The sequence below is a fragment of the Lactobacillus sp. UMNPBX12 genome (assembly GCF_002553955.1).
Taxonomy (GTDB): Bacteria; Bacillota; Bacilli; order Lactobacillales; family Lactobacillaceae; genus Lactobacillus; species Lactobacillus crispatus.
Genome location: NZ_PCYY01000005.1, coordinates 24,016 through 41,788 on the forward strand (window position 1 = coordinate 24,016; position 17,773 = coordinate 41,788).

13 protein-coding genes are annotated in these 17,773 nt (G+C 36.4%); 3 read left to right on the top strand and 10 right to left on the bottom strand.

Going from position 1 to position 17,773, the window contains the following annotated elements:
- Positions 1 to 6 precede the first annotated feature (6 nt).
- The 9 genes from CP363_RS03110 to CP363_RS03150 all read right to left on the bottom strand — a co-directional run bounded on the left by CP363_RS03110 (position 7) and on the right by CP363_RS03150 (position 12,336).
- A complete protein-coding gene (locus CP363_RS03110) occupies positions 7 to 735 on the bottom strand; it encodes a gamma-glutamyl-gamma-aminobutyrate hydrolase family protein (RefSeq protein WP_005723688.1) in 729 nt (242 codons plus the stop codon).
- Between the two features lie 106 nt (positions 736 to 841).
- A complete protein-coding gene (locus CP363_RS03115) occupies positions 842 to 1,951 on the bottom strand; it encodes an ATP-binding protein (RefSeq protein WP_098035829.1) in 1,110 nt (369 codons plus the stop codon).
- Positions 1,952 to 2,074: 123 nt separating this feature from the next.
- Entirely contained in the window at positions 2,075 to 3,448 is a 1,374-nt protein-coding gene (locus tag CP363_RS03120; protein ID WP_098035830.1) for an amino acid permease, read from the bottom strand.
- A 72-nt stretch (positions 3,449 to 3,520) separates the two neighbouring features.
- Entirely contained in the window at positions 3,521 to 4,870 is a 1,350-nt protein-coding gene (locus CP363_RS03125; protein WP_005721860.1) for an amino acid permease, read from the bottom strand.
- Positions 4,871 to 5,032: 162 nt separating this feature from the next.
- Positions 5,033 to 5,665: a signal peptidase I gene (lepB, locus tag CP363_RS03130; protein ID WP_061205060.1), complete on the bottom strand. Its 633-nt coding sequence runs from the start codon at positions 5,663 to 5,665 to the stop codon at positions 5,033 to 5,035.
- A gap of 84 nt (positions 5,666 to 5,749) precedes the next feature.
- Positions 5,750 to 7,336 carry an ABC transporter ATP-binding protein gene (locus CP363_RS03135; RefSeq protein ID WP_065990215.1) on the bottom strand — a complete coding sequence of 529 codons (1,587 nt, stop codon included), beginning with the start codon at positions 7,334 to 7,336 and terminating at the stop codon, positions 5,750 to 5,752.
- A 365-nt stretch (positions 7,337 to 7,701) separates the two neighbouring features.
- The gene (locus tag CP363_RS03140) at positions 7,702 to 9,828 is read right to left on the bottom strand and encodes an ATP-dependent Clp protease ATP-binding subunit (RefSeq protein ID WP_098035831.1); all 2,127 of its coding nucleotides are present in this window, start codon (positions 9,826 to 9,828) and stop codon (positions 7,702 to 7,704) included.
- A gap of 329 nt (positions 9,829 to 10,157) precedes the next feature.
- On the bottom strand, positions 10,158 to 11,048 hold the full coding sequence (locus CP363_RS03145) for an alpha/beta hydrolase (RefSeq protein WP_061205057.1): 891 nt from the start codon (positions 11,046 to 11,048) through the stop codon (positions 10,158 to 10,160).
- Complete coding sequence (locus tag CP363_RS03150; RefSeq protein ID WP_098035832.1) at positions 11,029 to 12,336, bottom strand: PTS sugar transporter subunit IIC; 1,308 nt, start codon at positions 12,334 to 12,336, stop codon at positions 11,029 to 11,031. Before CP363_RS03150 ends, CP363_RS03145 begins: the two co-directional genes overlap by 20 nt.
- A gap of 93 nt (positions 12,337 to 12,429) precedes the next feature.
- Here CP363_RS03150 and CP363_RS03155 point away from each other — a divergent pair, with 93 nt between their 5' ends.
- From CP363_RS03155 to CP363_RS03165, 3 genes are read left to right on the top strand one after another with little or no spacing between them, the layout of a single operon-like run.
- Positions 12,430 to 13,131, top strand: a complete 702-nt coding sequence (locus tag CP363_RS03155; RefSeq protein ID WP_098035847.1) for an ABC transporter ATP-binding protein — start codon at positions 12,430 to 12,432, stop codon at positions 13,129 to 13,131.
- Between the two features lie 9 nt (positions 13,132 to 13,140).
- Complete coding sequence (locus CP363_RS03160; protein WP_198995776.1) at positions 13,141 to 15,681, top strand: ABC transporter permease; 2,541 nt, start codon at positions 13,141 to 13,143, stop codon at positions 15,679 to 15,681.
- A gap of 46 nt (positions 15,682 to 15,727) precedes the next feature.
- Positions 15,728 to 15,964 (top strand): hypothetical protein, encoded by a 237-nt coding sequence (locus CP363_RS03165; protein ID WP_005721863.1) that lies wholly within the window; start codon positions 15,728 to 15,730, stop codon positions 15,962 to 15,964.
- 102 nt (positions 15,965 to 16,066) lie between these two features.
- Here CP363_RS03165 and CP363_RS03170 read toward each other — a convergent pair whose 3' ends face one another.
- Positions 16,067 to 17,683: a polysaccharide biosynthesis protein gene (locus CP363_RS03170; RefSeq protein ID WP_098035834.1), complete on the bottom strand. Its 1,617-nt coding sequence runs from the start codon at positions 17,681 to 17,683 to the stop codon at positions 16,067 to 16,069.
- Positions 17,684 to 17,773: the final 90 nt, after the last annotated feature.

The window sequence follows — 17,773 nt, forward strand, 5'->3', positions numbered from 1 at the left end:
GCTTCCTTACTTTGCATTATCAACAACAAACTTAAATAAGTTATTCATAAACGCTACATCGGAATTACGATGCAACATTTCAGGGTGCCACTGCACGGCAATGACATTACCTTTTTTATTTTCTAGCCCTTCAACCACACCATCAGGAGCTGTTGCCACTGCTTTTAAATCTGGTGCAACGTCTTTAATTAATTGATGGTGGAAAGAATTAACGCGAAATTCAGTTTTACCCAAAATTTCAGCCAATTTACTATCAGCTTCCACTTCCATACTATGAGTAGGCAAAGTTGGCGTATGACCTTGCATGTGTTTCAAAGTAAGTTCTTTTCTGTATGAAAGATCTTGGTAAAGCGTACCGCCATGAGCCACATTAATAATTTGAGCACCACGACAAATGCCGAGTACCGGAATACCATTTTCTTCTGCTAACTTTAACAAGCGCATATCAAAATGATCGCGTTCAGGCCAAGTAGCACCAATCTTTTGCATTGGTTCTTCGCCATAAAAACGTGGATCAACATCATGCCCACCAGATAAGATCAAGCCTTGAACATGATTAAGCTGTTCACGAATTACCTCATCATTTTCAGTAAATGGAATAATGTAAGGCACACCGCCATTTTGAACTACTGAATCTACATAGTCTTCGTTCACATAACTACGATGATATCCTGGGAAAATTCCTCCATCGTCAATAATTACAGAACCTGAGATACCGATAATTGGTTTTGTCATTTATGCTCCTCCTTTTGCTTACTTTTTGTATGTAATATTATAGAGAAATTTATGCAAAAAGTACAATATTAGATTTGAATTGAATACGATAATTTTTGAATATTTCTTATTCTAGTCCCTGCTCAAAGCGATACTGTCGCAATACATATTCCTTGAAAAACGGTAAAGTAAAGGCCACTTCACCATAATTTGTAGATTTGATAACTTGATCATCTAACAAGCGTCTACGATAATTAGCTACAAAATTGCTTGGGCGGTTTAATCGTTCACGAATTTCTTTGATCGAAACACGTTGTTCTGAACTCTGGGCCATTGCTAAAGCAAATTTTTTATCTTGTTTTGATAGACTACTAAAAATCTTCGTATATGCGTTTTGATCTAATTCAACTAGATATTCTGGCTTAATTTTATCTAGCAGATTTTGATCAATTATTTTATTTTTTTTTGCACTATTCCAAACCAAATAGCCCAATAATTGAAAGGCATACGAATAGCCCATTGTCATTAGCGCCATTTTGCTAAGAATATCTTCTGTTACCTGAAATCCTGATTGTTTAAATACATTGTTATAACTAACTTCGATTTGAGCTAAGTTTAAAGCAGATAAAGCTATTCTTTTTCCGCGCAATAAAAAAGTCATTACATCTTCATTTTGTAACTCAGATATATTTTCAGGAAGCTCTGTCATCATTAAGGCCACAGGATAATCTTTTCGATTTAATAATTGATAATAACCTGCAAAATCTTTTAATTCACGATTAGACTTCACTTCGTCTAAAGTAATTAAAACCTTAATCCCCTTTTTTCTTAACTTATCGAACATATTTGTCAAAATACCTTGATAAGTAGAAAAAGTAGGTTGACTTATCTCTGCAGAAAGCTGTAAACCAAAGGCAGAAAAATTTAAGCCTTTAATAGATTCAAAGATTTTTTGTAATTCATTTCCAGCTTTCATATACAAACTATCAACTAAAGCTGCCATTAAATTTGATCCCATAGCCAAATCAACAACGATCCAGTCAGGATTCTTTTCAACTCTTTTGCCAACCTCAGTCAAAAATGTAGTTTTGCCGACTCCACGCATCCCGTAAACAATCGAAATCTTATACGGACTATTTGGATTATTTATTTCATTAACCACATCATCAATCAATTGACCTCGATGCAAAAAAACAGCGGGAATTCTACCAAAACTAGGATTAAATGGATTATTCATTTTATCACCTCATCAATTACTCTATCTTTTATGTTTATTATATTATTTTTGTGTATCTTTGTGTATCTCTATGTATCTTATCCCAGTTAAAAAACAGCAGGCTTCTTACCTACTGCTTCAATTCTATTCATCTTTTCTATGCTTAACCACATAAACAAGTGCCGCCACAATCAACACAATCGCACCAACTGCAACAGAAATTTGCGTTTCTGGATTAATAAACATAAAGATTACAATCACAACCAACATGATTAAAGCAAAATAGTTGGAATATGGATATAGTGGCAATTTAAACGGATGATTCTTCATCAAATCAGGGTTCTTTTTTCTAAAACGCAACTCTGCTAGTAAAATCACAAACCATGCAACCATCCCTGGCAAAACAGATGAACTATAGACAATAACAAAAACATTAGCTAGTGATTTATTCAAAAATTGTGCCAAAACATTAAGCATGAAACCAATAAAGATCCCACTAGTAATTCCAATGATCGCATGACTAGGCACGATTCTCTTAGATACGTGACCAAAAGTCTTAGGTGCTTCACCTTCGTGTGCCAATTTATACAACATTCGACTTGATGAATAAATTCCTGAGTTTGCACCGGACAAAGCTGCAGTCAAAACTACAAAGTTAATTACTGAAGCTGCCGCGGTAATTCCCACCTTGGCAAAGGTCGTTACAAACGGTGAGCCAATGCTATCTAATTTATTCCATGGATAAATTGTGACAATCACAAAAATTGCCCCAACATAAAAGATCAAAATCCGCCACAATACTGACTTCACGCTTTTAACAATGGCCTTATGCGGATCAGATACTTCACCAGCTGAAATCCCAATTAGCTCAATTCCTTCATAAGAACCAACAATAATGGCCATTGAGAAAAAGAAGCCCTTGAGACCACCAGTGAAGAAGCCGCCATGACTCCACAGGTTAGAAAAGCCTACTGGATGACCGCCATTACCAAAGCCAAATAGAATTACCGCAAAGCCAAGCAAAATCATTAAGATAATCGTTACAACCTTGATCATGGCAAACCAGAATTCCAAGGTTGCATAAGCTTTCGCACTAGCTAAGTTAGCCACCAGCAAAAATAAAATAATAATTACGCCGGCAACCCAATCAGAGGTGCCTTTCCACCAAAAGCGCAAATACTCTGTTGTTGCCACCACCTCAGAAATTCCGACAACAATGTATTGAAACACGTTTGCCCATTCGGCTAAATAGCCGGCAATTGGATGCACATGCTCTGAAGCATAGTCTGCAAAAGAACCAGTACCTGGATCAACATAAAGCATCTCACCTAATGCCCGCATTACTATATACAAAATAACCCCAACAAAAATATAAGCTAGCAGTACTGAAGGACCGGTCCACTTAATGGTTGAGCTAGCCCCCATGAATAGTCCAACACCAATTGCTCCTCCAAGTGAGATCATTTCCATCTGTCCGGCTGTCATCGACCGCTTTAATTCAGGTGCTTTCTTCGCCATTTCCAACTTCCTTTCTTTAGCATCTGTAAAAATTTCCTAGGAAATATATCTATTCTCATTTATCTTTAATCACTATACCTTATCATTTTTTCGAACAAAACTGTAGCTGATCGCTAAAAAGATTGCAAATAAAATCGAAATAATCAAAGCCAGCTGCGTTGATTTGATAAAGAATAATAAGATTAAAATACCAATGTAAAAGGCAAGCGTAAGCCAGCTAGTTACTGGGTAGCCCGGCATTTTAAAGCTGCCTAAATTCTGCTTATTCTGTTTGCGATAAACAATATGTGCTGCCATAATCATGATCCAAACAATCACAAAACAAATTGTTGAAACAGTTGAGACAACGGAGAATATTTCTGCTGGCATTAAATAGTTTAAGGCAACTACTACAAATAAAATTAATGAAGAGGTCATCAAAGCGTTCATTGGAATTGCTTTTTTGGTCAATTCACCTAGTCTTTTAGGTGCATGGCCGTTACGTGCTAATGAATAAAGTGATCGACTAGTTGAAAAGATTGCACTATTAGTCGCTGACATAGCTGCAGTCAAAACGACAAAATTTAAAATCCCTGCAGCCGCTGTAACACCGATGCCGGTAAAGACCTGGACAAAGGGACTTGAAGTAGTTGTAATGTGATTCCATGGATAAACAGACATAATTGCCAACATTGAGCCCACATAAAAAAGGCCGATTCTAACTGGCAAAGTGTTAATTGCCTTAGGAATATCCTTTTGCGGATTAGCTGTTTCACTAGCAGTTTGACCTACAATTTCTACCCCAACAAAGGCAAAAACAACCATTTGAAATGATAAAAGAAAGCCCCAAATCCCAGTTGGGAAAAAGCCACCATGATTAACTAAATTAGTTAGTGAAACATAACCGCCCTTTACATGCGTATGAAGTAACAACATTACAGCACCGGTAATGATTAAGACTACAATTGCCATTACCTTAATCATTGAGAACCAACTTTCCAGTTCACCAAATAATCCGACATTTACCATGTTAATCAACATCAATAAGATCACAATTACTAAAGGGCCAACCCATTGCGGTAGCCACGGAAACCAGTATCTTAAATAAATTCCTGTCGCAGTCAAATCAGCCATAGCTAAACTAAGCCAGCAAGCCCAGTACATCCAGCCCGCTACAAATTCGGCACGCTTACCTAAATATTTTTTGATTGATTCTAAAAATGAATGACTATCAGGATCGGCTAAAATAAGCTCTCCTAAAGCACGCATCATAAAAAAGGTGATAATCCCTACGATTAAGTACGACAAAATAATTGAAGGGCCAGCACTATGAATGGCTGAACCAGAACCTAAGAATAGGCCAGTACCAATGGCTCCCCCTATTGCAATCATTGTTACGTGACGACTCTTAAGCCCGCGTTTTAATCTCGGCTTCTCATCCATAATTACTCGCACCTTCCTCAAAATAAAAAATGGAGCGGCATGTTTTTTAAATGAAACATGTTGCTCCATCAAGTTTGCTTTTTTTGAATTATATAGTCTTATGCCAATTCATGCAATTATTTTTTATCTAAAAAAGATATTCCCTTAGGAATATCTTCATTATTAGTAAACTTTAAATTGGTTCAACGGCCAGTAACGTACTTTAACTACGCCAACGATACTACTACGCTTAATGGTTCCGATATAACGGCTATCCTTAGAAACGCTCCGGTGATCACCCATTACGAAATATGTTCCTTTCGGAATGCGCCCAGTATCCTGCACATATTTAATCTGCGCTCTAGTAAAGTATTGCTGGTAAGTCCGCGCCCGCATCAGTGACTGCATAGTAAAATTCTGAGTCTCAGAATAAAATGTATCTGAGCCATTATCAATTAACTTCGTTCCTTGTTTCAACCAAGGTTGAGCAATCTTTTTATTATTAATGTAGATTTGATTATTTTTGCTGACGATTTTTTCACCAGGCAAACCAATAACACGCTTAATGTACAAAGCACCTGGTTCATCTGGGGCTTTAACAATGACCACTTCACCACGTTTGATTTGTGCATGACGTTCCGCAATCAATCGATCACCATTTTGAAAGGTTGGTTGCATTGATGGACCAGACACCGTATCGTTGCTCAAAACGAAGTGGAAGAGCAACATATAAACGCCAAATAAAATACCCCAGATAATTAAGATATCTAGGAAAAACTTACCCCATGATTCTTTTTCTTCTTTTTTTTCAGCCATAATTTTCTCCATTTTGTCTTTTTTCACAGTTTACAACTTTATGAAGAAATTGCCAAATCAATAAAGCTAGAGCAACTGGGCTACTTAATTAGTCAACTCTAAAATTTGCCCATATTTTTGCTTATACTCGTCACTTAAATTATGCTCAATGTCGATTACAGTACCTTTGAAATCAACAATTAACTGAAATATAGTCTGCATACTTTGATGATCTAATCCCGACAAGGCCTCATCTAATAATAAAATTGTCTTCTTTCTTAATAATGCACGAGCTAATTCAATTTTACGCTTTTCACCTCCAGAAAGATGGACTCCATTCTCACCTAATCTAGTATCCAGTCCTTCTGTTGAGGCAAATTTATCCAATTCAACCTTTCGTAAGATTGCAATCATGTCTTCATCAGAGAAATCTTCGCCTAATGTCAAATTAAAGCGCAAGCTTTTTGAAAAAATAAACGTATCTTGACTAATGATACCAGTTTGATGCTTCAATTCATTATCATTTAACTTAGAATTAACTAGAATTTCTCCTGAAAAGAGTGGTATTTCATTTAATAAAGTTTTGAAAATTGTTGACTTTCCCACACCAGATGGTCCCTCAATCATCACATGACTATTACCTTTAACAGCAAAATTAATATCTTTTATCAATGCATGATCATACCCAAAACTAGCGTGATCAAATTCAAGTAAAAGATCCTTAGATAGATTTTGATAAGTTAAATTATTAATTTGCTGCTGCTTAGATTTATCAATCTCTGCTTCCAAAAGTGGAGTGGACGAATTAATCTGATTCAAGAACTGAACAGAACTCAAAATAGGACTCGTTACCCTATCGGCTGCCAAATATAGCGAAATAAAGGCACCAACTGTGATTTGACCATTCATAATAAACAACACACTAACTAATAGGGCAATAATTGTTGAAATCACATAAGTGGTATTTGATAATAAACGTGAAGTTTCTTGATGCAAGTTCATTTTAAAATACGCATTTTCTTCTTGCTTAAGCGAATGTGTAATTAGCTTTTGCATCTTAGCTGTAACGCCATAATTATTAATCAGATGAAAACCTTTAACTCCTTCCGAAACTTCTAAGTTATACTTCTTATATTTAGCGGACCACTTCTTGGTTCCCTTTTCTAGCCATTTTTTAGTAAGCCTGGGAACAACCGTTGGTAAAAAACCACAAACAAGGTAAACCAATGCTACCCAAGAATTAATATAAAGAATATAGATTAAAGTGATCAATGCTTGCTCAAAGCAATAAATTACCATTACTACCGCATTGATAAACTGATTTTCAATTTGCTTTACATCTACATCTATAAAGGAAATTACTTTCGATTCATCGCGATTATCACTGGCAGTAATAAACTTATCATAAGCATCTGCACGCAATTTGGTATTAGCAACTTGAATAATTTTTAAATTAAAATATTGCCAAAACCAAAAAGCAATATTAGTAAATGTCATTGCCACAAAGAAAAGTGCAATAACTAACCAAACTCGATTAAATTGACGTTTTGTTAAAATATTCGTAAGAATTCCCATAACGGCGGGGGAAATAATGCCATCTAAGCCAGTAAAACCGCTAGCTATAACTAAGCCTAGCCACAAAGATGAGTGCCCTTTAAAAATATCTCGAAGATATATAAATTTTTGCTTCATAATTATTCCTCATTGAAGATCTTTTTTAATCATATTCAATACCGCTTCTTAAGTAGTTACTTACAAATCAAAATGAATTCCTTAAAAGAGCTTCTTTATTATCGTCTAAACAAAGATAATGAAGAATTAATTTTGTTTATAGTTTCCTTACCTGAGGTACTTAATCTGCCTAAAGTATCTCATAATTTTTCTGAACTTTTTCACCGAATTAAAAGTTTATAATTATCTTATTTTTTATATTTTTATAATACTCTTATTTTAATTTCAGATCAAACAACTTTGCAGAAATGCAAAACTAATTCAATTTCTGCACAAAAAGAGGATATTCCCTAGGAAATATCCTCTTTTTCTTTATTAACTATTAATTAATCTTCTTTTTTATCTTCGGCTTTAGTTTTGTCTTCCTTAATTTTTTCTTCAATCTTTGGAGAAATATCGAAGATTGCTTCACCGTTTAAGTACAAGTGCTTGTCATCTGCAGTGAATTCAAGCTTCTTAGTTTCAGGTTTTCTCAGGATCAACTTAGCAGCTGGAGTTTCAAGATTTTGTTCAACTACTCTTCTAAGTGGACGAGCACCGAACTTCTTGTCGTAGCCCTTTTCTGCCAAGAATGCCTTAGCTTCGTCTGAAACTTCTACCGTTACACCCTTCTTAGCAAGAACATGAGACATCTTCTTCAAGTAAATGTTGATGATCTTGCCCATGTCTTGTTCAGTAAGTGAGTTGAATGGAACGATTGCGTCCAAACGGTTCAAGAATTCAGGTCTGAAGTAGTTTTCAAGGGCTGAGATTAACTTGTCTTGGTCAACCTTGCCATCTTCAAGCAACTTGTCTGAGAAGCCGGCATTTGAAGTCATAATCAAGATAGTATCCTTGAATGAAACAGTTCTACCTTGTGCGTCAGTCAAACGACCGTCATCCATAATTTGCAATAATGCGTTGAAGACTTGTGGGTTAGCTTTTTCAATCTCATCAAATAAAATCAATGAGTATGGTTGGTGACGAACCTTTTCAGTTAATTGACCACCTTCACCGTAGCCAACATAGCCAGGTGCTGAACCGATTAACTTGTTAACTGCCATTTCGTCTTGGTATTCACTCATGTCCAAACGGATTAAGTGTTCCTTGTTACCAAATAATTGAATTGCCAATTGTTTAGCAAGCTCAGTCTTACCAACACCAGTAGGTCCAGTGAGTAAAAATGAACCAGTAGGTCTGTCGCTGTCTTTGAAGATTTGCTTACGAGCAATAGCGTCAGTAATTACATCGATAGCTCTGTCTTGATCAATAACATTCTTCTTAAGTTTCTTAGCTAAGTCCAAGTTCTTTTGAGCTTCATCAGCGTGGAGTTCACTCATTGGGATCTTAGTCTTTTGTTCAATAATTGCGTAGATGTCTTTTTCAGTTACTTCTGGAGTATTCTTAGAATCTACATTCTTAAGTTGTTTCTCAAGTTCAGCAATCTTACTCTTAATTTCTGAAGCCTTGTCGTAATCCTCTGCCTTAGCAGCTTCAGTCTTCTTAGCTTCAAGAGCTGAGATTTGGTTCTTTAAGCTCTTTTCATCAGTTGGTTGTACAAGCAATGCCTTCTTAGCACCAGCTTCATCCATCAAGTCGATAGCCTTGTCTGGTAAGTAACGGCCTTGAATGTATCTTTCTGATAATTCAACAGCTAATTTAAGACTGTCGTCACTGTATTTTACGTGGTGGTAGTCTTCGTACTTCTTCTTTAAGCCTTCCAAAATCTTAACAGCTACATCAGTAGATGGTTCTGGAACTTGAACAGCTTGGAATCTACGTGATAAAGCTGGATCTTTTTCAATTCTTTGGAATTCACTAGTAGTAGTAGCACCAATTAACTTCAATTGACCACTTGCCAAAGCTGGCTTCAAGATGTTAGCTGCATCCCCATTGTTGTTTTCTGAATCAGTAGAACCAGCACCAACGATGTTGTGAATTTCATCGATGAATAAAACAATGTTAGGATCGCTCTTGGCCTTATCGATAACCTTCTTTAATCTTTCTTCAAAGCTACCACGAAGACTTGAACCAGCAACCATGTCATTAATATTTACTGAAATGATATGCATGTTAGCCATTTTAGCTGGTACATTGCCTGAAGCAATTCTTTCAGCTAAACCTTCTACAATAGAAGTCTTACCAACACCAGCAGGTCCGATTAAAACAGGATTATTCTTCTTACGTCTTGAAAGAATTTCAATTACGTTATCAATCTGTTCGTCACGGCCAATTACTGGGTCAAATTTATTGTTCTTAGCTTCCTCAACTAAGTCAACACCAATTGGCTTTTCATTGGGTTGTTGTGGGTTCTGTTGAATTGTTTGTGGTGCAGCACCCATGCTGCTGGAGTAATTAATTGGAATTGAACCTGAACTGCCTTTGCTATTTCTTCTGCTACCAAAGTCATCATTAAAGAATGAGCTATTCAATTCGTTAAATAAGTTATCAAAATCATTGTTAAAGTATGCCATATGTGCAACACTCCCTATCTCAAATTTACGTCTTTAGCACTCTAAGCTACTGAGTGCTAACTCATTACATTTAATAGTATAGCATGTTATCCACAGATTGCAAGCTAAAAATCAAAAGTTTTCCACATCTTCTTTATTTTTTGTGATTTTTATTAAAAAAGCACCACAAATGCTGTAATATAAACATTTGTAGTGCTTCACAAATTCTAAAAAATTTCTTAAGATGGGCAAAAATTGATGATTATTTTGCTTAAAACTGTTTAATTTTAAGGAAGTTTTCCACAGATAAGAATAAGTTTATTACCATAAACTATTTCTGCCTACCTCTATTATTGCCCTTTTGCTTGTCCAGTATTTTGCGGTTCGCTCAACTTTCTCGGCTCAAGCAAATACTGTTTAATTACTTTGATTACCTGCTTATTCTGAGGTAAATCCGAGTGATCCGCTTCTACACCCGTTACTGTCATTGCAGTATAGCTCTTGACTTGATTCTGAAAAATATATTTTCCGGCTGCTACGCTAGCTTCTGGTACAATTCCATCAGACTCATAATTTTTTCCACCAGATAAGGAATAAACAATCAAGTTTTTCGGTAGTTTATCTTTGTTCTTGATAAAGGTTTCTAGCATTTGCGTTTTATGATTAATATTTTTTTCACCAAAATTATATGGCGTTCCTAGCGTCATCAGACGTTTGATTTTAATTTCATCAGAATAGTAACAGTAGTAATGTTCTAACCAATAGGTCCAGATCAAGCCACCGTTAGAATGCCCAAAGGCTTTAAAATTATTAAACTTATAGCTCTCTGATAAGGCATAAAAGGCTTGATCAAACCAGCTGGCTTGCTTCTTAATATTGCTATAACCATCGTGATTATTTTCAAAACCGACAATAATGAAAGGTTCGTTGTCGTTTTTATTGATTTTGCCTGAATATGATAGCGTTCCATTCGTTGAAACTTTAATTTTAAGCACGCTATGCTTAGTCGGTGTGTTCTGATTTAGCTGCTTCACTAATTGGTTAAAACGTTCAGTCGTTGCACTAGAACCTGGAATCATAATTACTGGTGACAAAAGCGATTTGCGTCTTTCAGCTCTAGCGTGGTTATCAGCCTTCATCCAAGAATAACCCGGAATAGCCAAAGCTACTAATAAGACTAAGACGATTGCCAACCATTTAAAATTAGGATTTTGAACTAAATTAATCATTCTTTTCTTCATAATCCTTTAGTCCCCTTTCAAGTCGCAAACCTAATTTCATAGTTGGAATAAACATTATTATATCTAAAATGAATAACAAAATAGAAAATACCAAGTTGCTCCAGTCACCATTAGAACCAAAGAAAGAGACCAAAATTCCTGGTGTCCCACTTAAAACGGGGTAAGCACAAGGTTGAATTAAATGGCAAAAAATTGCTCCAGCGGCTAGTAGAATATTAATAATTGGAATAATCACAATCGCTGGCAGTAACAATGGATTTAAAATAATCGGCATCCCGACCATCATGCCTCCAGTTGAGCCAAAAGCTGCTGGAAGCAGGTTAACCTTGGCAATATTTTCACTGTCCTTAGTTTTACTATAAATTAGGATAATTACAATCATCGCTAAAACAATACTCGCACCACCCATTTCTGCATAAGGATAAAACAAAGAACTACCCAAATACTTATATGGTACATTCCAAGCACTCCCATGTTTTAAGGCAAAATTTAAGTTAGCTGCTGCTGAAATACTATTAGAAGTAGTTGACAAAGAAGCTAGAGGATAACCTATTCCCATCCAGCTAAGTAAAAAGACTGGGATAGTCAGTAAAGCTATTAACAAAATATTATTTGATTCCTGTATTTGAGTAACTAGGCCTTTAAAAGTACTAGAATTCAAGAATTTGATTTGAAATTCATAAATTATAATCCCCAGAACTATCCCACAAAAAATTGCAAATATTGTCGGGATAAACGCATTCCAGGCTCTTTCCTTAATTCTAGCGGCATGTTCAAAATCGACTGGCTTGTGTTCCTTTCCTAGCCAATGAAAAATTTGCCCTACACCATAGCCAATTAACAAGGCCAGCAAGACAGCATTAATTTTTAAAACACTGGAAGAAAATGGTGAATGATCGCTGGCATTATTAGCTAAATTATTGGCATAAGCACAAAACATGATAACGATGACAGCCGTCATCCCGGCCATGGTTGAATCTTTACGGTATAAACGCGCAGTATAACGTGCCGCAAAATAAGCCGCATAAATACCAAATAAGCCGAAGGTTACCCGAACCATCCCCCGACTGACAAATGCTCCCGCATACCAAAAACGATCTGGCAAAGTGATATCAAAATTAAAAATATTGTAAATAAAACTATCGGGCGAAAAAACGGCATCTCTGAACAACTTAAAATATGCCCCAATTACCGCGATCGGCATCAGCATAACCAACGTTCGCTGAAAAATTCTAAAGATTGCCAATCTTCTTAGTTTAAGAAAGATATTTGTGATTCTGTTTACCATGGTATTTCCTTTACCTATTTATTATAAATATGATTGAATAAAGTTAATTAAAACAATTATTAATTATACATCTATACTAGAAAGCTGATTATGATGGCTTACATTAACTTAAAAAATAATACTAAAATTTACCAATCTGGTGACACAACCATCTATGCCAATAAGAACATTACTTTTTCTATCGATAAAGGCGAACTAGTCATTATTCTCGGCTCATCAGGAGCTGGAAAATCTACTTTGCTTAATATTTTAGGCGGAATGGAGCCAAATACAAGTGGCGATGTAATTGTAGCGGGGAAAAATATTGCAAAATATAACGCTAAAGAATTAACTACCTATCGGCGCAACGACGTTGGCTTTGTTTTTCAATTTTATAATTTGATTTCCAACTTAACAGCAAAAGAAAACGTTGAATTAGCTGCTCAAATTGTCCCCGATGCGATGAGCGCCGCTGATGCCTTGCAGTATGTTGACCTTGGGCGGCGAGAAAACAATTTTCCCGCTCAACTATCAGGCGGTGAGCAGCAACGTGTGGCAATTGCCCGAGCCATCGCTAAAAAGCCAGCCTTACTTTTGTGCGATGAGCCCACCGGTGCCCTTGACTATAAAACAGGCAAACGAATCTTAAAAATTTTGCAAAATATGAGCCGGCAAAATGGCTCGACGGTCTTGATTGTAACTCATAACGCCGCTATTGCCCCAATTGCTGATAAGGTCATCCGTATTCACGATGGAAGTATTCAAAAAGTCCAGCATAATCTACATCCCGCTGACATCAGTACAATTGAATGGTAGGTGGGCGACATGCAAAAAACTATTCTATGGAAAGATGCTTGGCAAGCAATCATTCATTCACTTGGCCGTTATATCGCCATTATTCTATTAATTGCACTGGGGACTTTTGCTTTTACAGGCTTAAAAATGGCTGGTCCTGATATGCGAGCAACAGGAGCAGACTTTTTTGCTAAACATAACCTAGCTGACGTCACCGTCACTTCAAACTATGGCATTAATTCAACTGATCGCCTTACTATTCAGAATTTACCGGAAGTAAAAGAAGCTACCTTCGGCTATTTTCAAGATGTTAAAATTAAAAATCAACCTGATACGCTCCGCATCTTTTCTCAATCAGATAATCTTTCAAGTTATGAATTGATTAAAGGTCATTTTCCTAAGAATAAAACAGAGATTGCACTGTCATATTTATTGCAGAAAAAATATCGCTTGGGGCAAAACATTACTTTTAATAAACCTGGCATTTTAAAAAATAAGACTTACAAGATTGTTGGCTTCGTCAAAACTAGTGAGTTCTTAGATAAAAATCAAATCGGTCAAACCAACATTGGCAGTGGCCATTTAACTGGAATTGCGGTTGCTAATCATAACGCCTTCGCCGCACCAGTTTATCAAATTGCCCGAATCATTTTCAAAAATACCGCCAATTTAAGTCCCTTTAGCATAGCTTACCGCAACCGTGTTTATAACGATCAAACCAAATTGCAAACTGCTTTAAACCAAAATCGAGCCGACAAATATGACAAATATCGGGCCATGTATCAAAAGCAATATCGGCAAGCTACAGCTAAACAATTACTTAAACGTGGCATCGTAGTTAACCCGGCGCAAATTAAAGTACCACAAAACAAGCTTAAAATTGCTTATCCTAACTACGTAATCAACAGCCGTGAAGAAAGTCAGGGTTATGCTTCTTATCGAGCAGATTCTGAACGAGTTGAAGTTTTGGCTAATGTCTTTCCTGTTTTCTTGTTTGCTGTAGCGGCTTTGGTCAGCTTAACTACAATGATGCGTTTTGTTGAAGAAGAACGGACTAATATTGGTACGCTAAAAGCACTAGGCTATGGTAATGGAGCAATTGCCATTAAGTTCTTGCTCTATAGCACCTCAGCTGCAATTTTAGGTGTTATTCTGGGGGCTAGCTTAGGTTACACCTTTTTGCCTAACTTAATCATCAAGGCCTATTTAGCTAGCTCAACCTTAGGAACTGATTACCAGCTGAATTTTGCTTGGGGACCACTATTAATTTCATTGACGATTGCACTACTTGCAACAACCGTCGTTTCAATGATTACTTTAGCTCAAACTCTGCGTGAACAGCCTTCAGCTTTACTTTTACCTAAACCACCTAAAAATGGTTCACGTATTTTACTAGAATATATTCCATTTTTATGGAAGCACATGAGCTTTTCAGCTAAGGTAGCAGCCCGCAATATTTTCCATTATAAGAGCAGAATGCTGATGACCATCCTAGGCGTTGCTGGTTGTACTGGATTACTAGTAATGGGATTTGGTATTCGTGATTCACTACACGGAATTGGCAATATTCAATATTCTGAAGTACAAAAAAATGATGTCATCGCTTTGAAAAATCGCCATGTTAACACGACTGAGCGACAAAAATTAAACAAAATTTTTACCAGCCATGATGTTACGCAAACTACTGCTGTACAATATCAACAATTGACTAAACACCTTGATAGCACTGGAGCAACTGAAAATGTAATGCTAATTGCGCCACAATCAACTAAAAACTTTAGCAAATCTATCAATTTGCAAGAACGTCAAAGCAAGAAAAAACTTGTTTTGTCAAATAATGGTGTAGTCATTTCAGAAAAATTAGCTACTATCTTGCACGCTCATAAAGGTTCAACAATTTCCTTAAAAAATGAACATGGGAAACTACTTAAGTTCAAAGTTAGTGGAATCTGCGAAATGTATCTCGGTCACTATATCTTTATGAGCCCAGCTGAATATGCCAAAGCAACTGGCAAAAAATTTACTACTAATGCTTATTTAGTAACCATGGCCAAACATTCCCCAGGAAATATCAGCCATATTAGTCAAAAAATGATCAAAACAGGCGCAATCGAAACGGTTGTCTCAACTTCATCAAATAGAAAATTGCTGAGCAGTTTCACTGGTAGTCTAAATGAAGTCATTCTAATCCTAATTTTAATTTCAGGGATGTTGGCCTTAGTAGTCATCTATAACTTAACTAATATCAATGTCGCTGAAAGAATTCGCGAATTATCGACCATCAAAGTGCTAGGATTTTACGATAATGAAACAACGATGTACATTTATCGCGAAACAATCATCTTATCGGCACTAGGAATTATCGTAGGCTTTGGCTTTGGGTGGTGGCTACACCACTTTATTATCACTAGTTTGCCACCAGATGTCGCGATGTTCGATCCGAATATGTACCCGTTGAACTTCGTCTTCTCTGCGCTAATTCCCGCTATTATCACCGCTATTTTAGCAATTGTTGTCCATCACAAGATCAAGCGAATCAACATGCTAGATGCCTTGTCCTCCATTGATTAAGCGCTGTTATGCTATAATAATCACTATAGAAAAGGGTGGAAAAAACATGCCAAGAAAGCACTTTGAATTAAACAGTGATGTTAATAAATTAATCGAAAAATATGATGAAATTAATAATGTTGATTTCAATAAGTTAGTTAACAAGGCCTTGAGATTCTACCTTGTTAATCAAATGAACTACAAAGATGTTCAAGACGCCCTGAATAAAGCTGATAACGAAGCTTCTAAGTATATTGATGAAGCAATGCGTTCCAGCATGGGTGATATTAATCGAAATTATTAGAACATAACTAATCATGGAAAAAGCCATCTGTTTTGACAGCAGGTGGCTTTTAGTATTCATTACAAGATAATTTATTATAAAAACAACTAATTGATAATTTCTTTACTCAAAATGCTTATACCGATAATATCGATAACCTATCTTTTTACCAAAAATCGTCTCCGAAGTTTTCATCCAATTAGCCAGCAAAACATAAATGCCTAAAAAGACTAAACCGAAGATTGCTAAATAACCAAAACTACCAACACGGCCTAAGTAGTTGAAACGATAGCCAAATAAAATTTGGTAAACAAAGAGCAGGATAATGTAAATCTCGTTTGAAACAATGATCGGCAACAAACTCCCCATCTTAACGCCATATGTCTTATTAAGCTTGTGATAACTGAGCCAAATTACCAGTAAGAACGAAATATCAGTTGAAAGAATTGCACCATCTGCATTCATGAACATAGTCATCGGTACTTGCAGAATTATTTTTACTAAGACACCTTCAACCATATAGATCACAGCCAGTTTGTTCATGTTTAAAGCTAAAAGCAGTGTTAATGAATTCATCACCAAACCAGCAAACAAACTTTGAACAATATTTTCAACCAAATAATACGCACCTAAACTATCGTGTGAGAACAAGACCGTATAAATTGGAGAAGCCGCAAAAGCACCAAGTGCAACAACAGGAAGCAAGACAAATAATAGTAGTCTATAGTTCTCTAAAAGCAGCTTTCTAATGCTTTCTTGACTATCATTAGCCTTATACTTAAGCCCTGCTAAAAGCGGCAGACTAGTCTCAGAAACGGCTGTCGCAAGTGAAATAATCACCGTGGTAATCTTGCTTGGATTAGCCGAGAAAATTGTGTACAAGTAACTAACATAGCTTTTACTCATATGACTGAAGCTAATCAGGATTTGTTTAAACAAAAGTTGATCAACTAATTGCGTAACAGTAATGAACGATCCCAGCAAAACAAACGGAATTGAGGCATACCATAAGTTAAGCAAACTACGAGAAACATTATTAAGTGCTCTGGGCTCGCTATTTTCAATTAATTCTCGGTAATGTCCCCACTGCTTGCGCATATATGCAAAAAGATACAGGTAACTAGCTATAGCACCAACACAGGCGCCAAACACACTGAAATAAACCGCCGTTACGTAATCATGATGGAAGACTTCAATAATCAACAAAGTAGCCAGCAAAATAAACAAAATTCGAGCAAATTGTTCCCATAATTGGGAAATCCCATATGGCTTCATATCATTATTTCCCTGAAACCAGCCTCGAACCATACTCATTGATGGCAGAATTACTACGGCTGGCACTAATACTCGAATAGAAATTGTTGCACTAGCCACTGAATCCACTGGACTATTTTTGGCAATCATTGGTGCCGTCACATAAAGCAAAATACCACACGCTATTCCCATGACCAGCATAATAGCGAAGCCTAATTTGGTAATGTACAAACTGTCTTTATATCTATTTTGCGAATTTAATTGCGATACTTCCCGGGCAATAACTGAAGGAAGTCCTGCCGTCCCAATTGATAAAAACAGCGCATACGGCGTATATGACGAATTGAACAGCGCCTGTGCGTTTAATTGGTTGTGGTAGCTTCCCAGCATAATTAGCCAAGGAATCAAATAAACAACCCCGAGAATTCTAGATACAATGCTACCAAACGATAGCCAAAATGAACCGGATAGGATTTTTTTATTCAATAGAATAGCCTCAAATCTACGTTAGTTTCTCATTGTGCCTTCTTATTATACGTGGATTTTATAACTTTGTGGGAAATATGTACCAACTAG